Annotated in this window: 21 protein-coding genes and 1 tRNA gene; 11 read left to right on the top strand and 11 right to left on the bottom strand. The window is 62.4% G+C overall.

Annotated features, from left to right (window positions below):
* Window positions 1–90: 90 nt before the first annotated feature.
* A complete protein-coding gene (locus ACJJVH_RS17595; protein WP_412064440.1) occupies window positions 91–672 on the top strand; it encodes a TetR/AcrR family transcriptional regulator in 582 nt (193 codons plus the stop codon).
* 45 nt (window positions 673–717) lie between these two features.
* Here the strand turns inward: ACJJVH_RS17595 and ACJJVH_RS17590 are convergent, their stop codons facing one another.
* The 3 genes from ACJJVH_RS17590 to ACJJVH_RS17580 form a co-directional block, all read right to left on the bottom strand.
* Window positions 718–1,632 (bottom strand): EamA family transporter, encoded by a 915-nt coding sequence (locus tag ACJJVH_RS17590; protein WP_113356124.1) that lies wholly within the window; start codon window positions 1,630–1,632, stop codon window positions 718–720.
* 243 nt (window positions 1,633–1,875) lie between these two features.
* Complete coding sequence (locus ACJJVH_RS17585; RefSeq protein WP_112801314.1) at window positions 1,876–2,397, bottom strand: GNAT family N-acetyltransferase; 522 nt, start codon at window positions 2,395–2,397, stop codon at window positions 1,876–1,878.
* A 30-nt stretch (window positions 2,398–2,427) separates the two neighbouring features.
* Window positions 2,428–3,000 carry a helix-turn-helix transcriptional regulator gene (locus ACJJVH_RS17580; RefSeq protein ID WP_113356122.1) on the bottom strand — a complete coding sequence of 191 codons (573 nt, stop codon included), beginning with the start codon at window positions 2,998–3,000 and terminating at the stop codon, window positions 2,428–2,430.
* A gap of 171 nt (window positions 3,001–3,171) precedes the next feature.
* Between ACJJVH_RS17580 and lepA the strand changes: the two genes are divergently transcribed.
* A complete protein-coding gene (lepA, locus tag ACJJVH_RS17575; protein ID WP_112801317.1) occupies window positions 3,172–5,004 on the top strand; it encodes a translation elongation factor 4 in 1,833 nt (610 codons plus the stop codon).
* 97 nt (window positions 5,005–5,101) lie between these two features.
* A protein-coding gene (locus tag ACJJVH_RS17570) for an IS630 family transposase (protein WP_412064054.1) occupies window positions 5,102–6,050 on the top strand; the annotation gives its coding sequence in 2 pieces (ribosomal slippage) (window positions 5,102–5,437 and window positions 5,439–6,050; 948 coding nt in all).
* 12 nt (window positions 6,051–6,062) lie between these two features.
* On the opposite strand, the gene ACJJVH_RS17565 is transcribed toward ACJJVH_RS17570, so the two are convergent.
* Together ACJJVH_RS17565 and ACJJVH_RS17560 are read right to left on the bottom strand one after the other, a co-directional pair.
* Window positions 6,063–6,518: a GFA family protein gene (locus ACJJVH_RS17565; protein ID WP_412064439.1), complete on the bottom strand. Its 456-nt coding sequence runs from the start codon at window positions 6,516–6,518 to the stop codon at window positions 6,063–6,065.
* A gap of 80 nt (window positions 6,519–6,598) precedes the next feature.
* On the bottom strand, window positions 6,599–7,333 hold the full coding sequence (locus tag ACJJVH_RS17560) for a type 1 glutamine amidotransferase (RefSeq protein ID WP_412064438.1): 735 nt from the start codon (window positions 7,331–7,333) through the stop codon (window positions 6,599–6,601).
* 193 nt (window positions 7,334–7,526) lie between these two features.
* On the opposite strand from ACJJVH_RS17560, the gene ACJJVH_RS17555 reads away from it, so the two are divergent.
* Complete coding sequence (locus ACJJVH_RS17555; RefSeq protein ID WP_112801322.1) at window positions 7,527–7,820, top strand: SelT/SelW/SelH family protein; 294 nt, start codon at window positions 7,527–7,529, stop codon at window positions 7,818–7,820.
* A gap of 25 nt (window positions 7,821–7,845) precedes the next feature.
* On the opposite strand, the gene ACJJVH_RS17550 is transcribed toward ACJJVH_RS17555, so the two are convergent.
* On the bottom strand, window positions 7,846–8,274 hold the full coding sequence (locus ACJJVH_RS17550) for a hypothetical protein (RefSeq protein WP_412064437.1): 429 nt from the start codon (window positions 8,272–8,274) through the stop codon (window positions 7,846–7,848).
* 184 nt (window positions 8,275–8,458) lie between these two features.
* Between ACJJVH_RS17550 and ACJJVH_RS17545 the strand changes: the two genes are divergently transcribed.
* The 3 genes from ACJJVH_RS17545 to ACJJVH_RS17535 all read left to right on the top strand — a co-directional run bounded on the left by ACJJVH_RS17545 (window position 8,459) and on the right by ACJJVH_RS17535 (window position 10,551).
* Window positions 8,459–9,880: a phosphomannomutase gene (locus tag ACJJVH_RS17545; RefSeq protein WP_412065191.1), complete on the top strand. Its 1,422-nt coding sequence runs from the start codon at window positions 8,459–8,461 to the stop codon at window positions 9,878–9,880.
* A gap of 92 nt (window positions 9,881–9,972) precedes the next feature.
* Window positions 9,973–10,057: transfer RNA gene (locus ACJJVH_RS17540), tRNA-Leu, on the top strand.
* A 365-nt stretch (window positions 10,058–10,422) separates the two neighbouring features.
* Window positions 10,423–10,551, top strand: coding sequence for a hypothetical protein (locus ACJJVH_RS17535; protein ID WP_412064436.1), 129 nt, complete (start codon window positions 10,423–10,425; stop codon window positions 10,549–10,551).
* 257 nt (window positions 10,552–10,808) lie between these two features.
* Here ACJJVH_RS17535 and ACJJVH_RS17530 read toward each other — a convergent pair whose 3' ends face one another.
* A complete protein-coding gene (locus ACJJVH_RS17530; RefSeq protein WP_162704031.1) occupies window positions 10,809–11,075 on the bottom strand; it encodes a DUF982 domain-containing protein in 267 nt (88 codons plus the stop codon).
* 379 nt (window positions 11,076–11,454) lie between these two features.
* Here ACJJVH_RS17530 and ACJJVH_RS17525 point away from each other — a divergent pair, with 379 nt between their 5' ends.
* Window positions 11,455–11,637, top strand: a complete 183-nt coding sequence (locus ACJJVH_RS17525) for a hypothetical protein (RefSeq protein WP_112801327.1) — start codon at window positions 11,455–11,457, stop codon at window positions 11,635–11,637.
* A 312-nt stretch (window positions 11,638–11,949) separates the two neighbouring features.
* On the opposite strand, the gene ACJJVH_RS17520 is transcribed toward ACJJVH_RS17525, so the two are convergent.
* From ACJJVH_RS17520 to ACJJVH_RS17510, 3 genes are all read right to left on the bottom strand, one after another.
* The gene (locus ACJJVH_RS17520; RefSeq protein WP_112801611.1) at window positions 11,950–13,869 is read right to left on the bottom strand and encodes a beta-N-acetylhexosaminidase; all 1,920 of its coding nucleotides are present in this window, start codon (window positions 13,867–13,869) and stop codon (window positions 11,950–11,952) included.
* A gap of 24 nt (window positions 13,870–13,893) precedes the next feature.
* Entirely contained in the window at window positions 13,894–14,670 is a 777-nt protein-coding gene (locus ACJJVH_RS17515) for an SDR family oxidoreductase (protein WP_412064435.1), read from the bottom strand.
* 102 nt (window positions 14,671–14,772) lie between these two features.
* Window positions 14,773–15,636 carry a MurR/RpiR family transcriptional regulator gene (locus ACJJVH_RS17510; protein ID WP_112801331.1) on the bottom strand — a complete coding sequence of 288 codons (864 nt, stop codon included), beginning with the start codon at window positions 15,634–15,636 and terminating at the stop codon, window positions 14,773–14,775.
* A 255-nt stretch (window positions 15,637–15,891) separates the two neighbouring features.
* On the opposite strand from ACJJVH_RS17510, the gene ACJJVH_RS17505 reads away from it, so the two are divergent.
* Genes ACJJVH_RS17505 through ACJJVH_RS17495 form a run of 3 tightly spaced genes read left to right on the top strand, consistent with a single transcriptional unit; the run spans window position 15,892 to window position 18,969 of the window.
* Window positions 15,892–16,377 carry a hypothetical protein gene (locus ACJJVH_RS17505; protein ID WP_112801333.1) on the top strand — a complete coding sequence of 162 codons (486 nt, stop codon included), beginning with the start codon at window positions 15,892–15,894 and terminating at the stop codon, window positions 16,375–16,377.
* 11 nt (window positions 16,378–16,388) lie between these two features.
* A complete protein-coding gene (locus tag ACJJVH_RS17500) occupies window positions 16,389–17,864 on the top strand; it encodes a M81 family metallopeptidase (RefSeq protein WP_412064434.1) in 1,476 nt (491 codons plus the stop codon).
* A gap of 1 nt (window position 17,865) precedes the next feature.
* Window positions 17,866–18,969, top strand: coding sequence for a D-TA family PLP-dependent enzyme (locus ACJJVH_RS17495; RefSeq protein ID WP_112801613.1), 1,104 nt, complete (start codon window positions 17,866–17,868; stop codon window positions 18,967–18,969).
* A gap of 52 nt (window positions 18,970–19,021) precedes the next feature.
* Here ACJJVH_RS17495 and ACJJVH_RS17490 read toward each other — a convergent pair whose 3' ends face one another.
* On the bottom strand, window positions 19,022–20,155 hold the full coding sequence (locus tag ACJJVH_RS17490; protein WP_113371882.1) for a sn-glycerol-3-phosphate ABC transporter ATP-binding protein UgpC: 1,134 nt from the start codon (window positions 20,153–20,155) through the stop codon (window positions 19,022–19,024).
* Between the last annotated feature and the right edge of the window lie 2 nt (window positions 20,156–20,157).

Genomic DNA, 20,157 nt, shown 5'->3' with positions numbered 1-20,157 from the left:
GAGTCAACGCACCGCTCGAACACTGTTTTGTGAGAGCGGGAGTCACCGCAGCGGCCTTGACAGCAAGCCTACCAGAAGGTAGGCAGCGACATGAAATCAACGACTTCCACCTCGGAAAAGATCCTCGACATCGCGCAGTCTCTCATCGTGGCGGGAGGCTATAACGGGTTCAGCTATGCCGATATCTCGGCTACGATCGGCATCAGGAAGGCGAGCATCCACCACCACTTTCCCACGAAGGCCGAACTGGTTTCGGCACTGGTGGATCGCTACAGGCAGCAGACCGAAGCGGGCTTGAAGTCCCTGCACGAACGGATCTCCGACCCCGCCGGGCAGCTGCAGGCCTATGTGAACTACTGGCATTCCTGCATCGGGGATGCCTCGCTGCCCTTCTGCGTCTGCGCGATGCTCGCCGGCGAAATGCAGATGCTGCCGGAAGAGGTCGCATCGCAGGTCCGCGCCCATTTCCATGGCCTCGCGGGATGGCTCGCGTCGGTGCTGCGATCGGGAGCTGAGGAAGGCCTGTTCCGGTTGGACAAGCCGCCGGAAGAAGAGGCTCACATGCTGATGGCCTCGGTGCATGGAGCAATGCTCTCGGCCAGGGCATTCGGCGATCCCGGGCTTTTCATCCTAATCGTCGCCCCGCAGATCGACCGGCTGCGGGCGCGGTAGGAAAATGCCGGGCCGAAATCGCCAACGAACGGCTGAGGGGGCCGCTCAGCTTTTCGCGGCGAAAATCGTTGCCCCGATGCTGGCGGCAACGACGAGCGCCGTGCCGAACATTTGCGATGCCGTCATCGGCTGCGACAGGATGACGAAGCCGGCAAAAGCGCCGATGCCGGGCTCGAGGCTCATGAGAATGCCGAAGGATGAGGTCGGCATGCGCCGCAGCGCCGTCATTTCTAGGGCATAGGGAAGCAACGGAACAAGCACCGCCAGTCCGGCCATTTCAAGAAGGCCGGAGACCGTCAGATGCGGAACGGCGGATGCGAAGCCGAAGGGTGTGGCGACCACTGCCGCAACGAGCAGCGACATGGAAAGCCCTTCGAGACCCTTGAACGCATTGCCGACCTTCTTCGTCAGCAGGATATAACAGGCCCAGCCCGCCCCCGCGCCGCAGGCAAAGAGAATGCCCGGCAGGCTGCCCACCCATTGCTCTCCGTCATAGGCCAGCAGCAGAACGCCGACGCCGGCAAAGAGAGGCCAGAGAAGCTGGCGGCTCAGGCCGAAACCCAGGGTCGCGACAAGCAAAGGCCCGAGAAATTCGATGGCGACCGCAAGACCCAGCGGAATGCGGGCGATCGCCGAGAAGAAGGAAATCGTCATCAGCGCCGATACGGTGCCGAGCGCCAGCACGCCGATCCATTGGCCGCGGCTGTAGCGCGTCACCTTCGGCCGGACGATCGCAGCCAGTATGACCGACGCGAAGGCGAGCCGGAGCCATGTCGCTCCTGTCGGACCGAACGTTGCAATCGCCGAGGCCGACAGCGCCGAACCGAATTGGATCGACGACATGGACATCACGCACATGAGCACGCCGGCGGCAATGCCGCCGGTGGACGGCGCCACATCCGGATGCGGCATGAGCATCGCGCCGCCATCCGTGCCACTCTCGATAAGCTTCTGGTCCATGATCTCTCCCGTTGCCGCGGTTTGTAGAGGCCGGACCAGAGACTGGCAAATTCAAACTTTTCATCCTGAGATCAGGTGCTTTGATGCAAGCTCCTCCCGGACGCCGGAACCCTCGGCGCGCGGGCAGCCTTCAGATCGGCCCTGCGGACGCAAGGCTGCCTCCATATGCATGGAGGCGAAGCTATGACAACGAACCCAGATTGCCGAATGCCCCGCTGTCTTCGCGGAGTCCGTCCGCTTTTTTTAAGGAGCGATGCGCTTGTAGAAGAGCGTCGTATCGCAAAGGCCACCCTCCGGCCACAGGGCATAATCGGGCACCACGCCGACGCGCTGCCAGCCGAGGCGCGGATAGATCGCCTCCGCATCGCTGCCGGTGGCGGTATCGAGCACCAGCAAGGTCTTGCCGATGCGGGCCGCTTCACGCTCAGCCGCCTCCATCAGAAGACGCGCAAGCCCCTTCCCTCGCGCGGACCTGTGCACCAGGAGTTTCTTGAGATCGCCGCGATGCGGCTGGTTCGGCATCTGCGCCGCACCGACCTGCACCGTGCCGACGACGCTGCCTTCGATCCTGGCGACGAGCAGCAGCGTCGCGCCGCTCTCGACACTGTCGGCGACGGCCTGCCAATAAGGCATGGCATCATCCGGTCCATAAGGCTGCATGAAGCCGACGGAAGCACCGCCATTGACGCAATCGGCAAGCACGTCGCAAAGATCGGGCAGGACGGCGCGAGCCTCAGCGGCGGAAAGAAGGAGAATGTCGGGCATGAAAGGTCCTTGGGGTTGTCTTGGGGATTGTCATGAGCGGCCGCGATCGAGAATGACGCCGTAGCGCGCCGGCACCTCGCCGGGATTATGGAAGGCGTGGCCGTCTCCGACGCCCATGAAGAGACAATCGCCAGGCAGGAGGCGATGCATGATATCGCGATGCGTCACCTCCATCTCGCCTTCGAACAGCCAGACATGCTGGGTCATGCCGGCGCTTGCCGTATTCGGCGGGAAGATGACGCGGGCACCGGCGGGGAAGACCACTTCGACCACATCGACCTTCGAGCCCGTGCCCGGCGGCGAGACGGCGCGCCTGACATAGCCGGTTCCCGGATCGCGCCAGATCGCCTGCTGCTCGCGGCGGGCAAGCGGCGATATCTCCTCGTCCTCCTCGGTAAAGAAGGCCGAAAGCGAAAGACCAAGGGCCGCGCAAAGCCGCGACAGCAGCGAGGCCGTCGGGCTCGCTTCCGCCCGCTCGATGCGCGAGATCATGGCGCGGCTGACGGCCGATGCGTTGGCGAGCTCATCCAGCGTCAGGCCGCGGGCGATCCGCAGCTCCTTGATGCGCGCGCCGATCGCCAGTTCCAGAGCATCATCCGCCATTGTTCGCGTCTCGCATCCCGAAATTCCACTATATAAGAAATACACGGCCACATGATGGAATCAAGTGGATTATGACGGACAGCGACGTCGGGCTGAAAAAGGCTAACATAACGTCAAGATAGCCGCTAAAGTCCCGCTTTTCCGCTTTGCGGCGCGGGGCGGCGCTGCTATATGGCGCGCATGAGCACCAATTCCACCACTCCGCTTTCGCATATCCGCAACTTCTCGATCGTGGCCCATATCGACCACGGCAAATCGACGTTGGCCGACCGCCTGATCCAGACGACGGGCGGCCTTGCCGAACGCGAGATGTCGGAGCAGGTGCTTGATAATATGGAGATCGAGCGCGAGCGCGGCATCACCATCAAGGCCCAGACCGTGCGCCTGCACTACAAGGCCCAGAATGGCGAGACCTACATCCTCAACCTGATCGACACGCCCGGACACGTCGACTTCGCCTATGAAGTCTCGCGCTCGCTGTCGGCCTGCGAGGGATCGCTGCTTGTTGTCGACGCCTCGCAGGGCGTGGAAGCGCAGACGCTCGCCAACGTCTATCAGGCGATCGACAACAATCATGAGCTCGTCACCGTCCTCAACAAGATCGACCTGCCGGCGGCCGAACCCGACCGCATCAAGGATCAGATCGAGGAAGTGATCGGCATCGACGCCTCCGACGCCGTGCTGATTTCGGCCAAGACCGGCCTCGGCATTCCCGACGTTCTCGAAGCCATCGTCAACAAGCTGCCGGCGCCGAAGAGCGCGGGCGGCGAAAAGGCACCGCTGAAGGCGCTGCTGGTCGACAGCTGGTACGACACCTATCTCGGCGTCATGGTTCTCGTGCGCATCATCGACGGCACGCTGACCAAGGGCCAGACCATCCGCATGATGGGCACGGACGCGAAATACCAGATCGAGCGCGTCGGCGTGCTCACGCCGAAGATGGTCGCCGTCGACAGCCTGGGCCCCGGCGAGATCGGCTTCATCACCGCCTCGATCAAGGAAGTGGCCGACACCCGCGTCGGCGATACCATCACCGAGGACAAGCGCCCGACCGCCGAGCCGCTGCCGGGCTTCAAGCCGGCGCAGCCCGTGGTGTTCTGCGGCCTCTTCCCGGTCGATGCCGCCGATTTCGAAGACCTGCGCTCGGCCATGGGCAAGCTGCGCCTCAACGATGCCAGCTTCTCCTTCGAGATGGAATCCTCCGCCGCGCTCGGCTTCGGCTTCCGTTGCGGCTTCCTGGGCCTCCTGCACCTCGAAATCATCCAGGAGCGCCTGGAGCGCGAATTCAATCTCGACCTGATCGCGACGGCGCCCTCGGTCGTCTATCAGCTCACCATGACCGACGGCACCGAGATCGAGCTGCACAACCCGGCCGACATGCCGGACGTCGTCAAGATTTCCGAATTCCGCGAGCCGTGGATCAAGGCGACGATCCTGACGCCGGACGACTATCTCGGCTCGATCCTGAAGCTCTGCCAGGACCGCCGCGGCATCCAGACCGAGCTGACCTATGTCGGCAACCGCGCCATGATCACCTACGACCTGCCGCTCAACGAAGTCGTCTTCGACTTCTACGATCGCCTGAAGTCGATCTCCAAGGGCTATGCCTCCTTCGACTACAGCCTGACCGACTATCGCGAGAGCGATCTCGTCAAGATGTCGATCCTCGTCAATGCCGAGCCGGTGGACGCGCTCTCCATGCTGGTGCACCGCTCCGCCGCCGAAAAGCGCGGCCGCGTCATGTGCGAGAAGCTGAAGGACCTGATCCCGCAGCACATGTTCCAGATCCCGATCCAGGCCGCCATCGGCGGGCGCATCATCGCGCGCGAAACGGTGAAGGCGCTGCGCAAGGACGTGACCGCCAAGTGCTACGGCGGCGACGCCACCCGCAAGCGCAAGCTGCTCGACAAGCAGAAGGAAGGCAAGAAGCGCATGCGGCAGTTCGGCAAGGTCGAAATTCCACAGGAAGCGTTCATTGCCGCGCTGAAGATGGGGGATGAGTGAGGCTTAGAGCGTTTCCGCTTTTATCTGAATCGGAAGGGATTCCGTTTTTGGCTATTTTGTGATTCAAGATTCTGGCTGGAGTGGAGGCCAGCATCGGATGGCTCGACCTATTTCAAATGATCTTCGCAAGCGTGTTGTTGATGCGATCGAGGCCGGCGAGAGCTGCCGGTCGGTGGCGGCGCGGTTCGCTATTGCGGCCTCTTCAGCGGTGAAGTGGTCTCAGCGTTATCGTTCGAGCGGATCTGTTGGGCCGGGGAAGATGGGTGGTCATCGTAAGCGTGCTCTGGAGCCGTACCGGGCGTTTATCGTGGAACGGGTCAACCAGACGCCGCATCTGTCACTGCATGCGTTGAAGGAAGAGTTGGCCGTACGAGGGGTGAAGGTATCCCACGATACCGTATGGCAGTTCCTGCGGCGCGAGGGGTTACGGTTCAAAAAAAACACTGTTCGCCCGTGAGCAGGCGCGCGCCGACATTGCGCGGCGACGACAGCGGTGGCGGTCCTGGCAGACCGGTCTCGATCCAAGGCGATTGGTCTTCATTGATGAAACCTGGATCAAGACCAACATGGCGCCGCTTCGAGGCTGGGGGCCGAAGGGCAAACGCCTACGTAGCTTCGCCCCGCATGGTCATTGGCGCACTCTGACTTTCCTTGGCGCGCTGCGCTGCGATCGGCTCGTGGCACCTTGTGTCTTCGATGGGCCGATCAACGGCCAGTGCTTCCGAGCCTATGTCGAGCAGCTACTCTTACCGATCCTCGAACCCGGAGACATCGTCGTCATGGATAACCTCGGTTCCCACAAGTCGGTCGCCATCCGTCAGATAATCCGCAACGCTGGTGCACGGCTCTGGTATCTGCCGCCCTATTCACCCGACCTCAATCCGATCGAACAGGCCTTCGCCAAAATCAAACACTGGATGCGCCTGGCACAGAAGCGAACCGTCGATGACACCTGGCGTTACATCGGCAATCTCGTCAAAACCATCGAGCCAAGCGAATGCGGCAACTACTTCGCTAATGCTGGATACGCTTCCGTTAAAACCTGAAACGCTCTAGCCTCACCCCTGCCCCATATATTCCTTCGTCAGGCCCTCGTATTCTTCCATCGCCGGCAGCGCGGCATAGCTGTGCCTGGCGGGCGTCGTCACCCATGGCAGCTTTTCGCTTATCCAGGTCTCTATGAAGGGCGTGAACCAGCTCACGTCGTTGAGCATGGTGGCGCGGATATTGACGAACCAGTCGACGCCTTCCAGCTTCGTGAACAGCCAGCTCATGCAATGCGGGCAGAAATAATGGTGAATGACGTCGCCATGCAGGCCGCCGATGACCGGCTCGCCTTCCGTCACCTCGAAACCTTGCGAGGGGATCGCGGCACTCAGCGAATAAGGCCCCCCGGTCATGCGCTGACAACCGGTGCAGTGGCAGGCCATGGTGAGCATGGGCTTGGCGCTGATCCTCAGCCGCACCTGCCCGCAACGGCAGCTGCCTTCGCAGGGTAGTTCCAGCGTGCTCATGATGTCGTCTCCTCCCGTCCTTCGGGTTTATCGGCGCGCGGGCCCGGCATTGCCGGACCTTTGCCTGAAACTGCAAGCCGTCAGGCCTGTGCGGCCCGAGAAAGCTCCTCCTGCGTTTCTATGGTCTTCACCCAGGCCCGCGCGATCGCGAGACCGGCGGTCTCGGCCGCGGCGGCGTATCTTGCGACAAACTCCGGATATTTCTGCAGCCAGCCCGGCTCGTTGCGCTCGATGCTCTCCTTGAACTCGCTGCGCCAGCGGTCGACCACGGCGGCATTGGCCTCGAAGTGAAATTGAGTGCCATAGGTGGCGCGGCCGATGCGGAAGGCCTGGTTCCGCGTCACGCCATTGGCCGCCAGATGCACGGCGCCCGCCGGCAAGGCAAACGTATCGGAGTGCCACTGGAAGATGGTGAACTCGTCGCCGACATCGGCCAGCAACGGGTCCGCCCTGCCCTCGTCGGTGAGGCCGACCGTCTTCCAGCCGAATTCGTGAGCGATGCCGAGACGGTTTTCCGCCTCGTAGGCGCGCGCCAGGAGCTGGCTGCCGAGGCAGATGCCGAGCACGGCCTTGTCCTCGCTCTCGAAAAGACGCATCAGCCGCGCCAGCTCCGGCAGGTAGGGATGGGTATGGTCGTCGCGCGCGCTCTGCTCGCCGCCGAGCACGACCAGCGCGTCATGGGATAGCGTATCCTTGGGCAGAGCCTCGCCATCCCACGGACGAAACAAGTCTATCTCGGCCCCGGCCTCCTCGAGCGCGATGCCGAGGGCACCGAGCGGCGTGTTGTTCATGTTCTCGATGATGGCGACGCGCATTCCGATAATCCCCAAACCATGGTCTGGCCGAAGATGAGCATGGGGAGACACGACAGGCAAGAGCCCAGAGCAGCCGCACTGCTTCACAGAACCGAAAACAGCCATGCGTCCTCCCGAACGGCTCGGCTTGCGGCCGGTTAAAGTTGAGCCTAAATGTCAGCAAACAATTGAGGACCCCATTGAGGACCATGCGATGACCGACAAGCCCCGGATCACCATTCTCTACTGCACCCAATGCAACTGGCTGCTGCGCTCCGGCTGGATGGCGCAGGAACTGCTGCAGACCTTCACCGACAGTCTCGGCGAGGTGGCGCTGATCCCCGGCACGGGCGGCGTCTTCGAAATCCGCATCGACGGCGAGCTCCTTTGGGAACGCAAGCGCGACGGCGGCTTCCCCGGCCCGAAGGAGCTGAAGCAGCGGGTGCGGGATATCATCGACCCCGAGCGCGATCTCGGCCATACGGACCGCGCTTCGCTGGAAAGCTGAGGCGCCGCTTCCAAGCCCCAGACCGTCAATCGAAAGGCGCACGGCACGGCCTGAAGCCGTTATGGATGGTGGAATAGAGATCGGTGCCCGGATTGTACGTCCGGTAGCGTTCGGTACACCACATCTGATGCCGCGTGCGCTGCTGGGCCGGCGACGGATAGACGGTCTTCGGCGGCGTGTAGGTTTCGCGCGGCGGAATCTGCACGCGCGGGCTGTCGTAGCGATTTGCCCCGCCGGTATAAGGGGGCGTAATCGGCAGCGGTTGGCCGGGCCGCGTATAGAATTGCCGCTCCCCGAACCCGAAGCAGCCCCGGAAATCGCAGATGACGGAATTGGTGCTGCGCGGCGGAATGACGATCTTCGGCGAATTCGAGGCAGCCGCGGCGAAACCCGCCTGCGCCAGCAAGGCGAGTGCGAGAACGCATCCGCACGCAATTCTGCCGAAAACAGTCATGGCACGCTCCTTCCCGCCTGCGGCGATACGATATCTTTTTTGCCGCTCTTGCCTATCTGGGGTCGCAGAGAATGCAAAACCAGTGCTACCGGTGCCGGCAGCCAGTTGTTCTCGGTCAGTTGATCGGCAAGGCGGCTTCCTCCATAACAGCATGAGCATTCCAAAGGAGATTGTCTTGAGCAGCTTGAAATTCGGCACCAGCGGCCTGCGTGGCCTATCCGCGGATCTGGTCGGACGGGCGTCCGCTCTCTATGCGACGGCTTTCGCCCGCTATCTGCTGAAGAGCGGCCATGCCAAATCAGGCGATATCGTCCTCGTCGGCCGCGATTTTCGTGAATCGAGCCCCGCGATCTCCGCCACCTGCATCGGCGCGCTGAAGCGCGCGGGCCTGACGCCGATCGACTGCGGCACGTTGCCGACGCCGGCGCTGGCGCTTTACGGGCTGCAGCAGAAGGCGGCCTCGCTGATGATCACCGGTTCGCATATCCCCGCCGACCGCAACGGCATCAAATTCTACCGGCCGGACGGCGAGATCGACAAGCGGGACGAAGTGGCGATCAGCGAGGAAGCACTGGCGATCGGCGATTCGGTACTCGACGAAACGCCCGATGAAGCCGAGAACCGCACGTTTGAAACCGAGGCGCTGTTCCTGGAACGCAACAAAGGCCTGCTGCCCGCCGGCAGCCTCGCCGGTCTCACCATCGGCGTCTATCAGCACAGCACGGTGGCGCGGGATCTCTTCGGCCAGGTGCTTGACCATTACGGCGCCCGCGTAGTGCCGCTCGGCCGCTCCGAAAGCTTCATTCCGGTCGATACCGAGGCGGTCTCGGCCGAGACGATCCGCCTCATGAAAGGCTGGGCGCCGGAACACGGGCTGGACGCCATCGTTTCGGCCGACGGCGATGGCGACCGGCCGCTGGTGGCGGACGAGACCGGCGAGCCGCTGCGCGGCGATCTGCTCGGCCTCATCGCCGCAAATTTTCTCGGCGCCGACGTCGTGGTCACGCCGGTCACGTCCAATTCCGGCATCGAGGCAGCCGGTTCCTATGCCGTCATCCGCACCCGCGTCGGCTCACCCTATGTGATTGCCGGCATGGACGAGGCGATCGCTGCCGGCAAAGCCAATATCATGGGTTTCGAAGCCAATGGCGGCACGCTGACGGCGAGCCGCTTCACCGTCGAGGGCAAACCCTTCGATCCGCTGCCGACGCGCGACAGCTTCCTGCCGATCCTTGCGACGCTCCATGCGGCCGCAACGGCAGGCAAACCGCTTTCGGCCGTCGCCGGCGGCTACCGCCTTCCCTTTGCCGCCGCCGATCGTCTGGAGAATTTCCCGGTCGAAACCAGCGCGGCGCTGATGGCTTATTTGCGCGCCTCCGACGCCAATCTCGCGGATTTCCTCAAACCGGTCGCCGCCGTCGCCTCCAAGAGCGACATCGACGGGCTGCGGGTCACGCTTGTGGATAACCGAATCATTCATTTCCGTCCCTCCGGCAATGCGCCCGAAATGCGCTGCTATGTGGAAGCGGCAGGAGAAAACGAGGCAAAGGCCCTGCTGGAACAGGGACTTGGCTTGATCACCGCATGGGCCGCAGCCCGGGTTTGACCCGGGTTCCCGCCGCTTTTTTCACGATTGCCACGAAAACTTCAAAAACCCTGTTGACACCGGACGGCCACCCCCTTACATGCGTGTCCGTCGCCCAGATGGCGGAATTGGTAGACGCGCAGGTTTCAGGTACCTGTGCCGCGAGGCGTGGAGGTTCGAGTCCTCTTCTGGGCACCATTTCCTTTCTTGAGAAACGTGGATTTCTCAATCATTTCAAAATCAAGCAGATTCTTGTAATTGGCACTCCGGTTCACCGGAGGCGCGTTTGGCGCCGGTTTTGAAACATGCCTGCGGCGGCTCACGATGCCAGCGGCCGATGGTATTTTGAGCCATCGGACTTGCCTCTGCACCGAACGGATCCGCATCCTGCATCCCAGCCATCGTTGAGCTGTTCAGCTTCTCATGGAATCGCGGCTTCCCTCTATCCGCTTGTTTGGCGTAAATCCGGATGGAAACCGCTTCGCACCTTGCCTGGAATTTCTCTAAATCGTTGACGGCCGAGACGGCTGCGACCTAATAAGGGAAACCTTGAGGGATTTTCGATGAACCAAGAAAATGACTGGTACTATCGGATCGTCGGTCATGGCAACGTCAACCAGGGGCTCGGGAGGATGGTGGGCTTCATCCTGGCCGTTATCGTGATCCTTGCCCTGATCTTCTGGATTGTCTGAGCCCTTGAGGCTTCGAGCGATCTCCATGCCTGCTTTTCCCAGCCGTTCGATATCGAACTGGAGCGGCTCCAGGAAAAGCGTGCAGCGGTTTCCGTCCGGATCTACGTCAAAAAAAGATAGAGCGTTTTCGCAATTCGAAGAAAAGCGGAAACACTCTAGAGCGGCTCCTCGTTTCACGGAATCGATGAACCGCTCTATCCCTTTGTTTATTCGCGATTCCGGACGGAAAACCGCTGCGCACTTTTCCTGGAATTGCTCTAGTGAAGGCTTTCGGTGTCGGGCCTCACGCTGAGCCCGGCCTCGCGTGCAGCCTCCAGGAAAGCCAGCCGCGATTCCTCGGCGGACGCCTTGCCGAGCACGGCATCCAGGCATACCAACACCGCCTCGTCCACAGCAGGACCGCCAAGTACCGGCCACTCCTCGCTCATGCAGTTCGCGGCATCGAGCGCATTGGTTATGATTGCGAAATGACCCGCGCCGTCGAGTTCGACTATGACGGGATTGTTCCAGTCACCGTGTTCCATGGCCATGCCTCCTCAGCGATAGAGCGCCATCAGCGCTGCGATCAGGAATGATCCCGTGCCGACGCATGCGGCCATCGTCATATAGTAGTCCATGGATGCACCTCCTCGCCTCATATCGTGAAGCGATAACGGGGATGGACGGCGAGATGTTCCTGGGCTGCGGGCATGCCATCAGGATTTTCCCAGCGCGTCATCAAGCCTCGGCCCGATTCGGAATGCAGCACGCAGATGCCCTCGTCTTGATACCTGAGCTATCGGCCCGCTCACCCGCGCCTTTCGCTCTGCGCAAACCTCCTTCCCGCTACAGCGCTATCTCCCGCATCTTCATCCGGTTAACCTTTCAGGCCGGGAGGGTGAGACGAACAAGGGGAACGATAAAATGGACCACGTCTGCAATCTGCTTTGGCTCGCCTTCAGTGTCGCTCTGCTCTTTGCCGCGTTGAACCGCCGTCTGGTCGGGGATTACGTCAGCATGTGGTATCTGCTCGTCATCACAGCCATGACGGTAATGGCCTGGGCCGGCTTCTTCCCGACCGACATGGCGACCATCCAGGCCGGCTAGAACAATCCCAGGGAAAAGCGCATAGCGGTTTGCCGTCCGAAACTACGTGAAACATTCCGTAAAAACATAAGGATAGAGCGTGTTCGCGGTTGGAGGAAAAGCGGAAGGGTTCCAAGATGACACCGGACATGGGAAAACCGCCGAAACGCTCGTTCGGCGGCTTCGGGCATGATCGGGTGCCGGCGGCCGATACCAGCCTCCGTCGGCAATGCCAGAGCGGTTCCTCGTTTCACGGAATCGATGAACCGCTCTATCCCTTTGTTTTACGCCATTCCGGACGGAAAACCGCTGCGCACTTTTCCCGGAATTGCCCTAGAGCCGCGGGCTCAGCGGCACGATGGCGGCAAAGCGCAGCCAGTCCTTTTGCGCCTTCGGTGTCCATGCGGCCTCGGCGATGGCCGGCAGACGCGGGAAGACGAGGCGGTTGAAATAGTCGCGGGAGATAAAATTCTCCTGCCATATGCAGGCCTGCACGCCCTTCATCAGATGTTTCAGTTCATCGGGGAAATCGCCCTCGGCCTCGTAGGCATAGGTATGGGCCGGCGGGACCGTGCCTGCCCAGCTCGCGCCCGGTTCCTGCCAGGCATCGGCCTGCACCATGTCGAGATAATAGGCCTGGCCCGGTGTCATGACGACTTCATAGCCTTCGCGCGCCAGCTCGATGCCGACCTCCGGCTTTTCCCAGGCCATCAGAAGCGTGCTTCTGGGATCGACGCCGCCGCCATGGGCGACTTCGTTCCAGCCGGCAAGCTTGCGGCCGCGCTCGGTCAGCATGGCCTTGATGCGCTTCAGGAAGTAGGACTGCAGCGCGAACGTCCCCGATATGCCCTCCTGCTCCATCAGCTTGCGTGCCAGGGGCGAGGCGAGCCAGGAGCCGTTGGCGACCTCGTCGCCGCCGATATGGATATATTCGGACGGGAAGAGCTCGACCATTTCGTCGAAGACCTTGGCAAGGAACTCGTAGGTGAGCTCGATGGCCGGGTTCAGGGCATTGTTCGGGAAGCCCTGGACGGAGTGATAGCTGTCCGGCGCCTCCTGCCCATCGGTGAGGTCAGGCAGGGCAACGAGGGTCGCGGTGCTGTGGCCGGGGATGTCGATCTCCGGGATGACCTCGATGCCGAGTGCCGTGGCGTGTGCGACGATTTGCCGAACGTCATCCTGCGAATAGAAGCCGCCGACCGGTTCGGCGGCGTTGCCGAGCTGCGGCAGCAGCGGCTCGTCCGGCCCGCGCAGGACGCCCGTCGTGGTCAGCTGCGGATAGGCGCGGATCTCCAGCCGCCAGGCTTCGTCGTCGGTCAGATGCCAGTGAAAGATGTTGAGCTTCAGCCAGGCGAGAATATCGAGCAGGCGCAGGACGTCTTCCTTCGGCGTGAATTGCCTGGATACGTCGAGATGGCAGCCGCGCCAGCCGTAGCGCGGACGGTCGGCGATCACGCCTGAAACCGGAAAGCGGAATTTGCCGGGTTCCCGCCGTGCGCCGTCGAGAAGCTGCGCCAGCGTCGTCAGGCCATGGAAACGCCCTGCGGCGGCGGAGAAGGAAAGCACGACCTCATCGCCGGAGAAGGAAAGCTCGTAGGCTTCGCGGTCAAGCGCCGGCCGCTCGACGAAGCGCAGCACCCTGCCCTGCGGCGCGGCAATGAGGCTGAAGGGGACGTGATTTGAGGGAAACAGGCGGCGGAAGAGCGCCTGTGCCGTGGCAAGCGCCTTTACGCTCGCGGCATCGGAGCCCTTGGCGGGATAGAGCACGACCGGAAAATCCTCGCCCGGCTTGAGGTCGATCTCAGCCGGCCACGGCTGGATGGCATAGGGAAGGTCCAGCCTGCCTTCCGGCAGCAGCACGGGCGGCGGCTCGCTGACGCGATCGGCAAGCAAAAGGTCGGAGGTGAAGACCGTGACATGGCTGCCATCCGCCAGCGTCACGTAAGCGGATTTGGCGCCATCGGTGCAATGCCGCGCAATCCGGTGAAGAGCGGAGACGGTGAACGTCCAGCTTTCTCCGGGCGCGATGGACAGGCCGGCCGGCGGCGCGAACTCGTGGAAATTGGCATTGCGGCGCACGAAGACGGCATTGTCGCAGGCTTGCGGATCGACGAGGCGCGTCAGCGTCGTATAGGCAAGGTGAAAATTCGAAAGAGGCGCATCCGAGAAATTGAAAAGCGTCAGGGTCAGTCGACCGTGCTTTCCGCCCTCGGGAGACCAGGTGTTTTCGAGATGATAGGAGGACGGCTGCATCATGTTTCCCTTTGGCGATAAATGTCAGTAGTGATCGGATTGGGAGAAGGTGTGGGCAAGCTCCGCCTGCCCGGCCGTCAGGCCGCAATCGACAGGCAGGCAGACGCCGGTTATGGCCGAGGCGAGCGGACTTGCGAGAAAGGACACGGCATTGGCGACGTCGACGGGGTCGACCACGCGCTGTAGCGCATACCAGCGCCTGGCCTCCTCGAAGACATTCGGATTCGCCGCGGCGCGTACTTCCCAGGCCTGGGTGCGCACCGTGCCCGGCGCCACCGCATTCGAACGGATGCCGAATTTGCCGTATTCGACCGCGACCAGCCGTGTGAAATGCAGAAGTCCGGCCTTGGCGGCGCTGTAAGCAGGATGGCCGAAAACGGCCATGCCGTTGACCGAAGCAATATTGACCACCGACCCTTTCGAGGCCTTGAGCATGTCCTCGACGGCGCGGAAGCACAGGAATGCCGCCTCGAGATTGAGGAGATTGTCGGCCCGCCATATTGCGGGCGTGGTGTCGTGAAGGCTGACCGCACGGGCCGCGCCGGCATTGTTGACGAGTGTCCGCAGGCGGCCCGATCCCGACGCGGTCCTTGCCATGGCGGCAACGTCGGCTTCGGCGGTGATATCCGCCTTGTGCGGGACGAAACGCTCGGCCGGGCCGAGTTCCGCCGCCGCTTTCCGCACGGCCGCCTCGTCTATATCGGCGAGCAGGATGACATCGTGGTCATCCGCAAGGCGCTTTGCGATCGCACGGCCGATATCGCCGGCCGCGCCTGTGACGATGGCAACGGATTTGCTCATATGGCTTCCCTCGATTCAGTCGCAGCGGATGCCCGCCGCTCTCTTGTCATTTGATCCGCAAGCCGGTGCGGAAAGCCGGCGGCGCCGCGGTGAACCCGTGTCCTAGTCCCCGAGCAGCTGGCGGTCGTCGCCGTCGCGATGGGTGACGAGCTGCTGCTTGATACGGCGCAGCGTCACCGTCGCCTGCGGCTGGATGCGGTAGGCGATCAGGCTGGCGAGAATGTCCACCACGGCGAGATAGGCGATGCGGGTCGATGTCGGCCGATAGATATTGTCGCCCTCCGGCAGGTCGACAGGCAGCGTGATCTCGGCGGCGCGCGCCACGGGGCTTTCGCTCTGCGTCAGCGCAATGGTCGGCACCTTGGCCTCGCGCGCCAGCATGAAGGCGCGCACCAGCTCGGCATTGCGGCCGGAAAAGGACGAGCCGATCAGCACGTCCGTCGGCTTGGCGGCGGCCGCCATCATCAGCTGCATGCTGTGGTCGGAACTCGCGGTGATGCGGAGGCCAAGCCGGAACAGACGGTTCTGCAGCTCGGTGGCGATCATGGATGAATTGCCGCCGGAGCCGAAGGCATAGATCATCTCCGCGCCGGCAAGCCGGTTTGCCGCCCGCTCGATGGCGGCGACATCCAGCCCGCGATGCAGCAGGAAGAGCGCGTTCTGCGCCTTGGTAATAATATCCTGGGCGACATCGGCCGGCGCGATGCTCTTCGGTTCAGGCTTCAGATAGCGCATGCCGACATAGGCCGTGCGCGCCAGCTGCACCTTGAAATCGGAAAAGCTTTCGCAGCCGAGGCGACGACAGAAGCGCGTCACCGTGGGCGGCGAGACGTCCGCCTTGCCCGCGAGCTCAATGATGGAAGCATTGACCGCGAATTCGAAATCGTTGAGGACGATATCGGCGATGCGGATTTCCGATTGCGAAAGCCGGCCCCTCTCGTCCTGCATGGTCGTGAAGATATCCATCAGCCTCCCCCTTTTATCGCTGCTTCCTCTACGTGTGACACGTAGCAGGCGACGCAATCCATCGCAGTCTCGCCGTTTCCGCAAGCAAATGCGGCTTGTCGTTTATCCCCATTCAGCGGAAATCCTGACATGGGATGGCCATCATCCGGTTTCTGCAAATTATTTTCTTGATACATTGACAAATGACCATACAAAGCAGAGTTTTGCCAGTGAAAATCGTCAATTATGAAAAGAATTTAAATGGCGGCTGCTATCATGCGTGATCCTTTCAAGAATCCCTTCCCTGCCGACGATATCGCACGGCATTCGATCTGGGAGATGCTCGTTCCGCGCGACATCGAGGCTTTTCTCGCCGCCGACTGGTCGATGGTTTCGGGCGATTTCGTGGAAGAGGGCTTCATCGGCATCGACGGCAAGCGCGAAGTCAGCCCGGACAAGTGGCGCCTCGCCTTCCCGACCCTTGCGGCCTATCGTGACGAGTGGCTGCGCCAGGCCCGGGACTTTGCCACCCAGTCCTTCGCCGAAGACCCCCGCACGGCCATCTTCACCACGACGACGCTCGAAGACATCGAGATCGAAGGCGAGATGGCGCTGGTGCGCAAGAAGTTCGACGGCAGCCTGAAGAAGTCGGATGGCGGCATCGACGTGATGAAATGGCAGACGCTTTATTATTGCCGCCTGCATGAAGGACGCTGGAAAATCTGCGGCTTCACCGGCTACCTGCCGAACCCCATGGAATAGAGGCGAAAGCATTGCGCATTTTCACGGCAGCCTTCGCGACCGAGACGAACACCTTCTCCCCGATCTGCGTTGACCGGCGCGCATTCGAAGCCTCTCTCTATGCCCGCCCGGGCATGCATCCTGCAACGCCAACGCTGTGTTCCGCTCCGATAACCGTCGGCCGGCGTATCGCCGCGCAAAAGGGCTGGGACGTGATCGAGGGCACCGCCACCTGGGCCGATCCCGCCGGCCTGGTAAACCGCCAGACCTACGAGGAACTGCGGGACGAAATTCTCGACCAGCTGCGGGCGGCAATGCCTGTCGATGCCGTCGTTCTCGGGCTGCATGGCGCCATGGTCGCAGACGGTTACGAGGATACGGAAGGCGACTTCCTGTCGCGCATCCGTGAAATCGTGGGGCCGGATATTCTGGTCTGCGCCGAACTCGACCCGCACAGCCACCTGACCGGCAAGCGTGTCTCCGCTGCGGATTTCTTCGTCTATTTCAAGGAATTCCCGCATACGGATTTCGTCGATCGCGCCGAGGATCTCTGGCGCATCGCCATCGACGCGCTGGAAGGCCGCGTCAAGCCGGTCATGTCCGTCTTCGATTGCCGCATGATCGATGTCTTTCCGACATCGCGCGAGCCGATGCGCTCCTTCATCGACAAGATCATGGCGATGGAAAAGAGCGACGCCGATATCCTGTCGATATCGGTCGTCCACGGCTTCATGGCCGGCGACGTGCCGGAGATGGGCACCAAGCTGCTCGTCGTCACCGATAACAAGCTGGATAAGGGAGCCGCTGTCGCCCGCGAGCTCGGGCTGGAACTCTTCTCCAGGCGCGGCACCTTCATCATGCCGCAGATCGATGAGAAGCAGGCGGTGAGCGAGGCGATGTCCGCCAGTTCGGGGCCAGTCGTCATCGCCGATGTCTGGGACAATCCCGGCGGCGGCACGGCGGGGGACGCAACGGTCATCCTGCAGGAGCTGCTCGATCGCGGCGCCACCGACACGGCGATCGGCACGATCTGGGACCCGATGGCCGTGCAGATCTGCATGGCGGCCGGGGAAGGCGCGAAAATCCCGCTGCGCTTCGGGGCAAAATCGGCGCCGGGCACGGGCAACCCCATCGACGGTCATGTCAGGATCGTCCGTCTCGTCACCAACGCCGAGATGCGCTTCGGCGAGAGCTTCGCGCCTTTCGGGGATGCCGCGCATATCCAGCTCGACGGCATCGACATCATCCTGAATTCGACGCGCGCGCAGAGCTTCGATCCGAGCCTGTTCTCCGTCATGGGCATCGAGCCGGCGACCCGGAAGATCCTCGTCATCAAGTCGACCAATCACTTCTACGCGTCCTTCTCCAGGATCGCATCGCAGATCCTTTACTGCTCCGCAGGAACGCCTTATCCCAACAATCCGGCGCGCACGCCCTATCGCCGCGCGCGAAAGGATATCTGGCCGATGGTGGCGGACCCCTTTGCAGAAGAACGGAAAGACGCCTGACATGGCTCATGACATCGCCTTGGAAGTCAGCCCCAGGCCCGGCGACCGGATCGAGGGGCTGTCGACCCCGCGCCCGATCATCGACGAGGACCGGCTGGCGGGCAACATAGCGCGCGTGCAATCCTATATGGACGAGCACGGCCTGAACTTCCGCCCGCATATCAAGACGCACAAGATTCCCGCCCTTGCACGCGCACAGGTCTCGGCCGGTGCCAGGGGCATCAACTGTCAGAAGATCACCGAAGCGGAAGTCTTCGCCGATGCGGGCTTCGAGGATATCCTCATCACCTTCAATATTCTCGGACCGGAGAAGCTGGCACGCCTCTCCGCCTTGAACGACCGCATTGCCGGACTGAAGGTCGTTGCCGACAGCGCGACCACGGTCGATGGCCTTTCCGGCTGGTTCTCCAGCCGCAAGCCGCTGACCGTTCTGGTGGAGTGCGATACCGGAGGCGCGCGCTGCGGCGTGCAATCGCCTGCAGACGCGGCAAGGCTCGGCCAATACATCGCCAGCAAGCCCGGCCTCGTCTTCGGCGGCCTTATGACCTATCCGAAGCCGGACAGCGCCGCTGCGATACAGGCATTCCTGTCGGAAGCCGTAAGGCTGTTGAAGGCCGATGGCATCGAGTGCCCGATCGTCAGCAACGGCGGCACGCCCAGCCTCTTCGAGGCGCATCTCGTGACCGCGGCCACGGAACATCGCGCCGGAACCTACATCTACAACGACCGCTCCATGGTGCGGGCCGGCCATTGCCGGGAAGAGGATTGCGCCATGCACATCCTCGCCACCGTCGTTTCGCGCCCGACGGAGGACCGCGCCGTCATCGATGCCGGCTCCAAGGCGCTTACCTCGGATCTTCTCGGCTTTGCCGATTACGGTCAGGTGGTCGGCTATCCCGACGCCGTCATCAAGGGGCTTTCGGAGGAGCATGGCGTCATCGACCTGTCGAAGTGCGCCGGTCCTCGCCCGCAGATCGGCGACAAGATCCGCATCATCCCCAACCACACTTGCGTCGTTTCCAATCTCTTCGACCGGATGGTGTTTCATCGCGATGGTGTCGTCACGCGCGTCGAGGATGTGGCGGCGCGCGGTCTGGTCTGGTAGCGCGACCTCTCGCCCGCCCCAGCTGCCGGAGACGGTCCGGCAGCCGCCTGTCTCAGGAGGCGGTCCGGTTCAGCAGTTCCATGTCGATTTCGGTCAGTTCCACCCGCCGCTCGAAGGCCTGGCCGCTCTCGTCGAAGAGGTGGCAATCGCCGATGCGAATGCCGGTCTGGAGCGGTGTATCCATGCGGATGGCAGCGCTGCCGGCCAAGGTCGCGCAGAAATTCTCGTCGATCCCGTCAGCCGTGGCATAAGCGACGGTTTGGGCGCCCAGGCGCTCCACGACCGTCGGCACGATGGTCAGGGATAGATCGCCGCCGCCGAGCTGCACATGTTCCGGCCGGATGCCGAGCGTCAGCGCCTTGCCGACGGTGTCCTGGCGCGGCGTTACGGGCAGCAGGGCCTTCTGGCCCTTGTAGTCGACCTCCACGCCCGCATCGCTGACATTCGTGCAGGTCACAGGCAGGAAGTTCATCTTGGGATTGCCGATGAAGCGGGCGACGAAGGTATTCGACGGCTTGTGATACAGCTCCAGCGGCGCACCGACCTGCGATATTTCGCCGGCGTTCAGGACGACGATGCGGTCGGCCATGGTCATGGCCTCGACCTGATCGTGAGTCACGTAGATCATGGTCGCCTGCAACTGGCGGTGCAGCTTCGCCAGTTCGATGCGCATGTCGGCGCGCAGCGCGGCATCCAGGTTCGACAGCGGCTCGTCGAACAGGAAGATCTTCGGCTCGCGCACGATGGCGCGGCCGATGGCGACACGCTGGCGCTGGCCACCGGAAAGCTGGCCCGGTTTCTGCTGCAGGCGCTGGTCCAGATGCAGAATGCGGGCGGCCTGCTCCACCTTGGTCTTGAGCTTGTCTTCCGCCATCTTCTCCACCCGCAAGGGGAAGGCGATGTTCTCGAAGACGGACATATGCGGATAGAGAGCATAGGACTGGAAGACCATGGCGATGCCGCGCTTGACCGGCGGCAGATCGTTGACGCGAACGCCGTCGATCATGATGTCGCCGCTGGTCACTTCGTCGAGGCCGGCGATCATGCGCAGCAGGGTCGACTTGCCGCAGCCGGACGGACCGACGAAGACGATGAACTCACCATCCGTCACGTCGAGCTCGACGCCCTTGATGACCTCGAAATGACCATAGAATTTCTTGACCTGATTAAGGTGCAGCTTTCCCAAAC

Origin of the sequence: Rhizobium sp. SYY.PMSO, assembly GCF_046840415.1 — a bacterium.
GTDB lineage: Bacteria > Pseudomonadota > Alphaproteobacteria > Rhizobiales > Rhizobiaceae > Rhizobium.
Note: the sequence above shows the minus strand (reverse complement) of the source record. Positions and strands in the feature narration are given on the sequence as shown.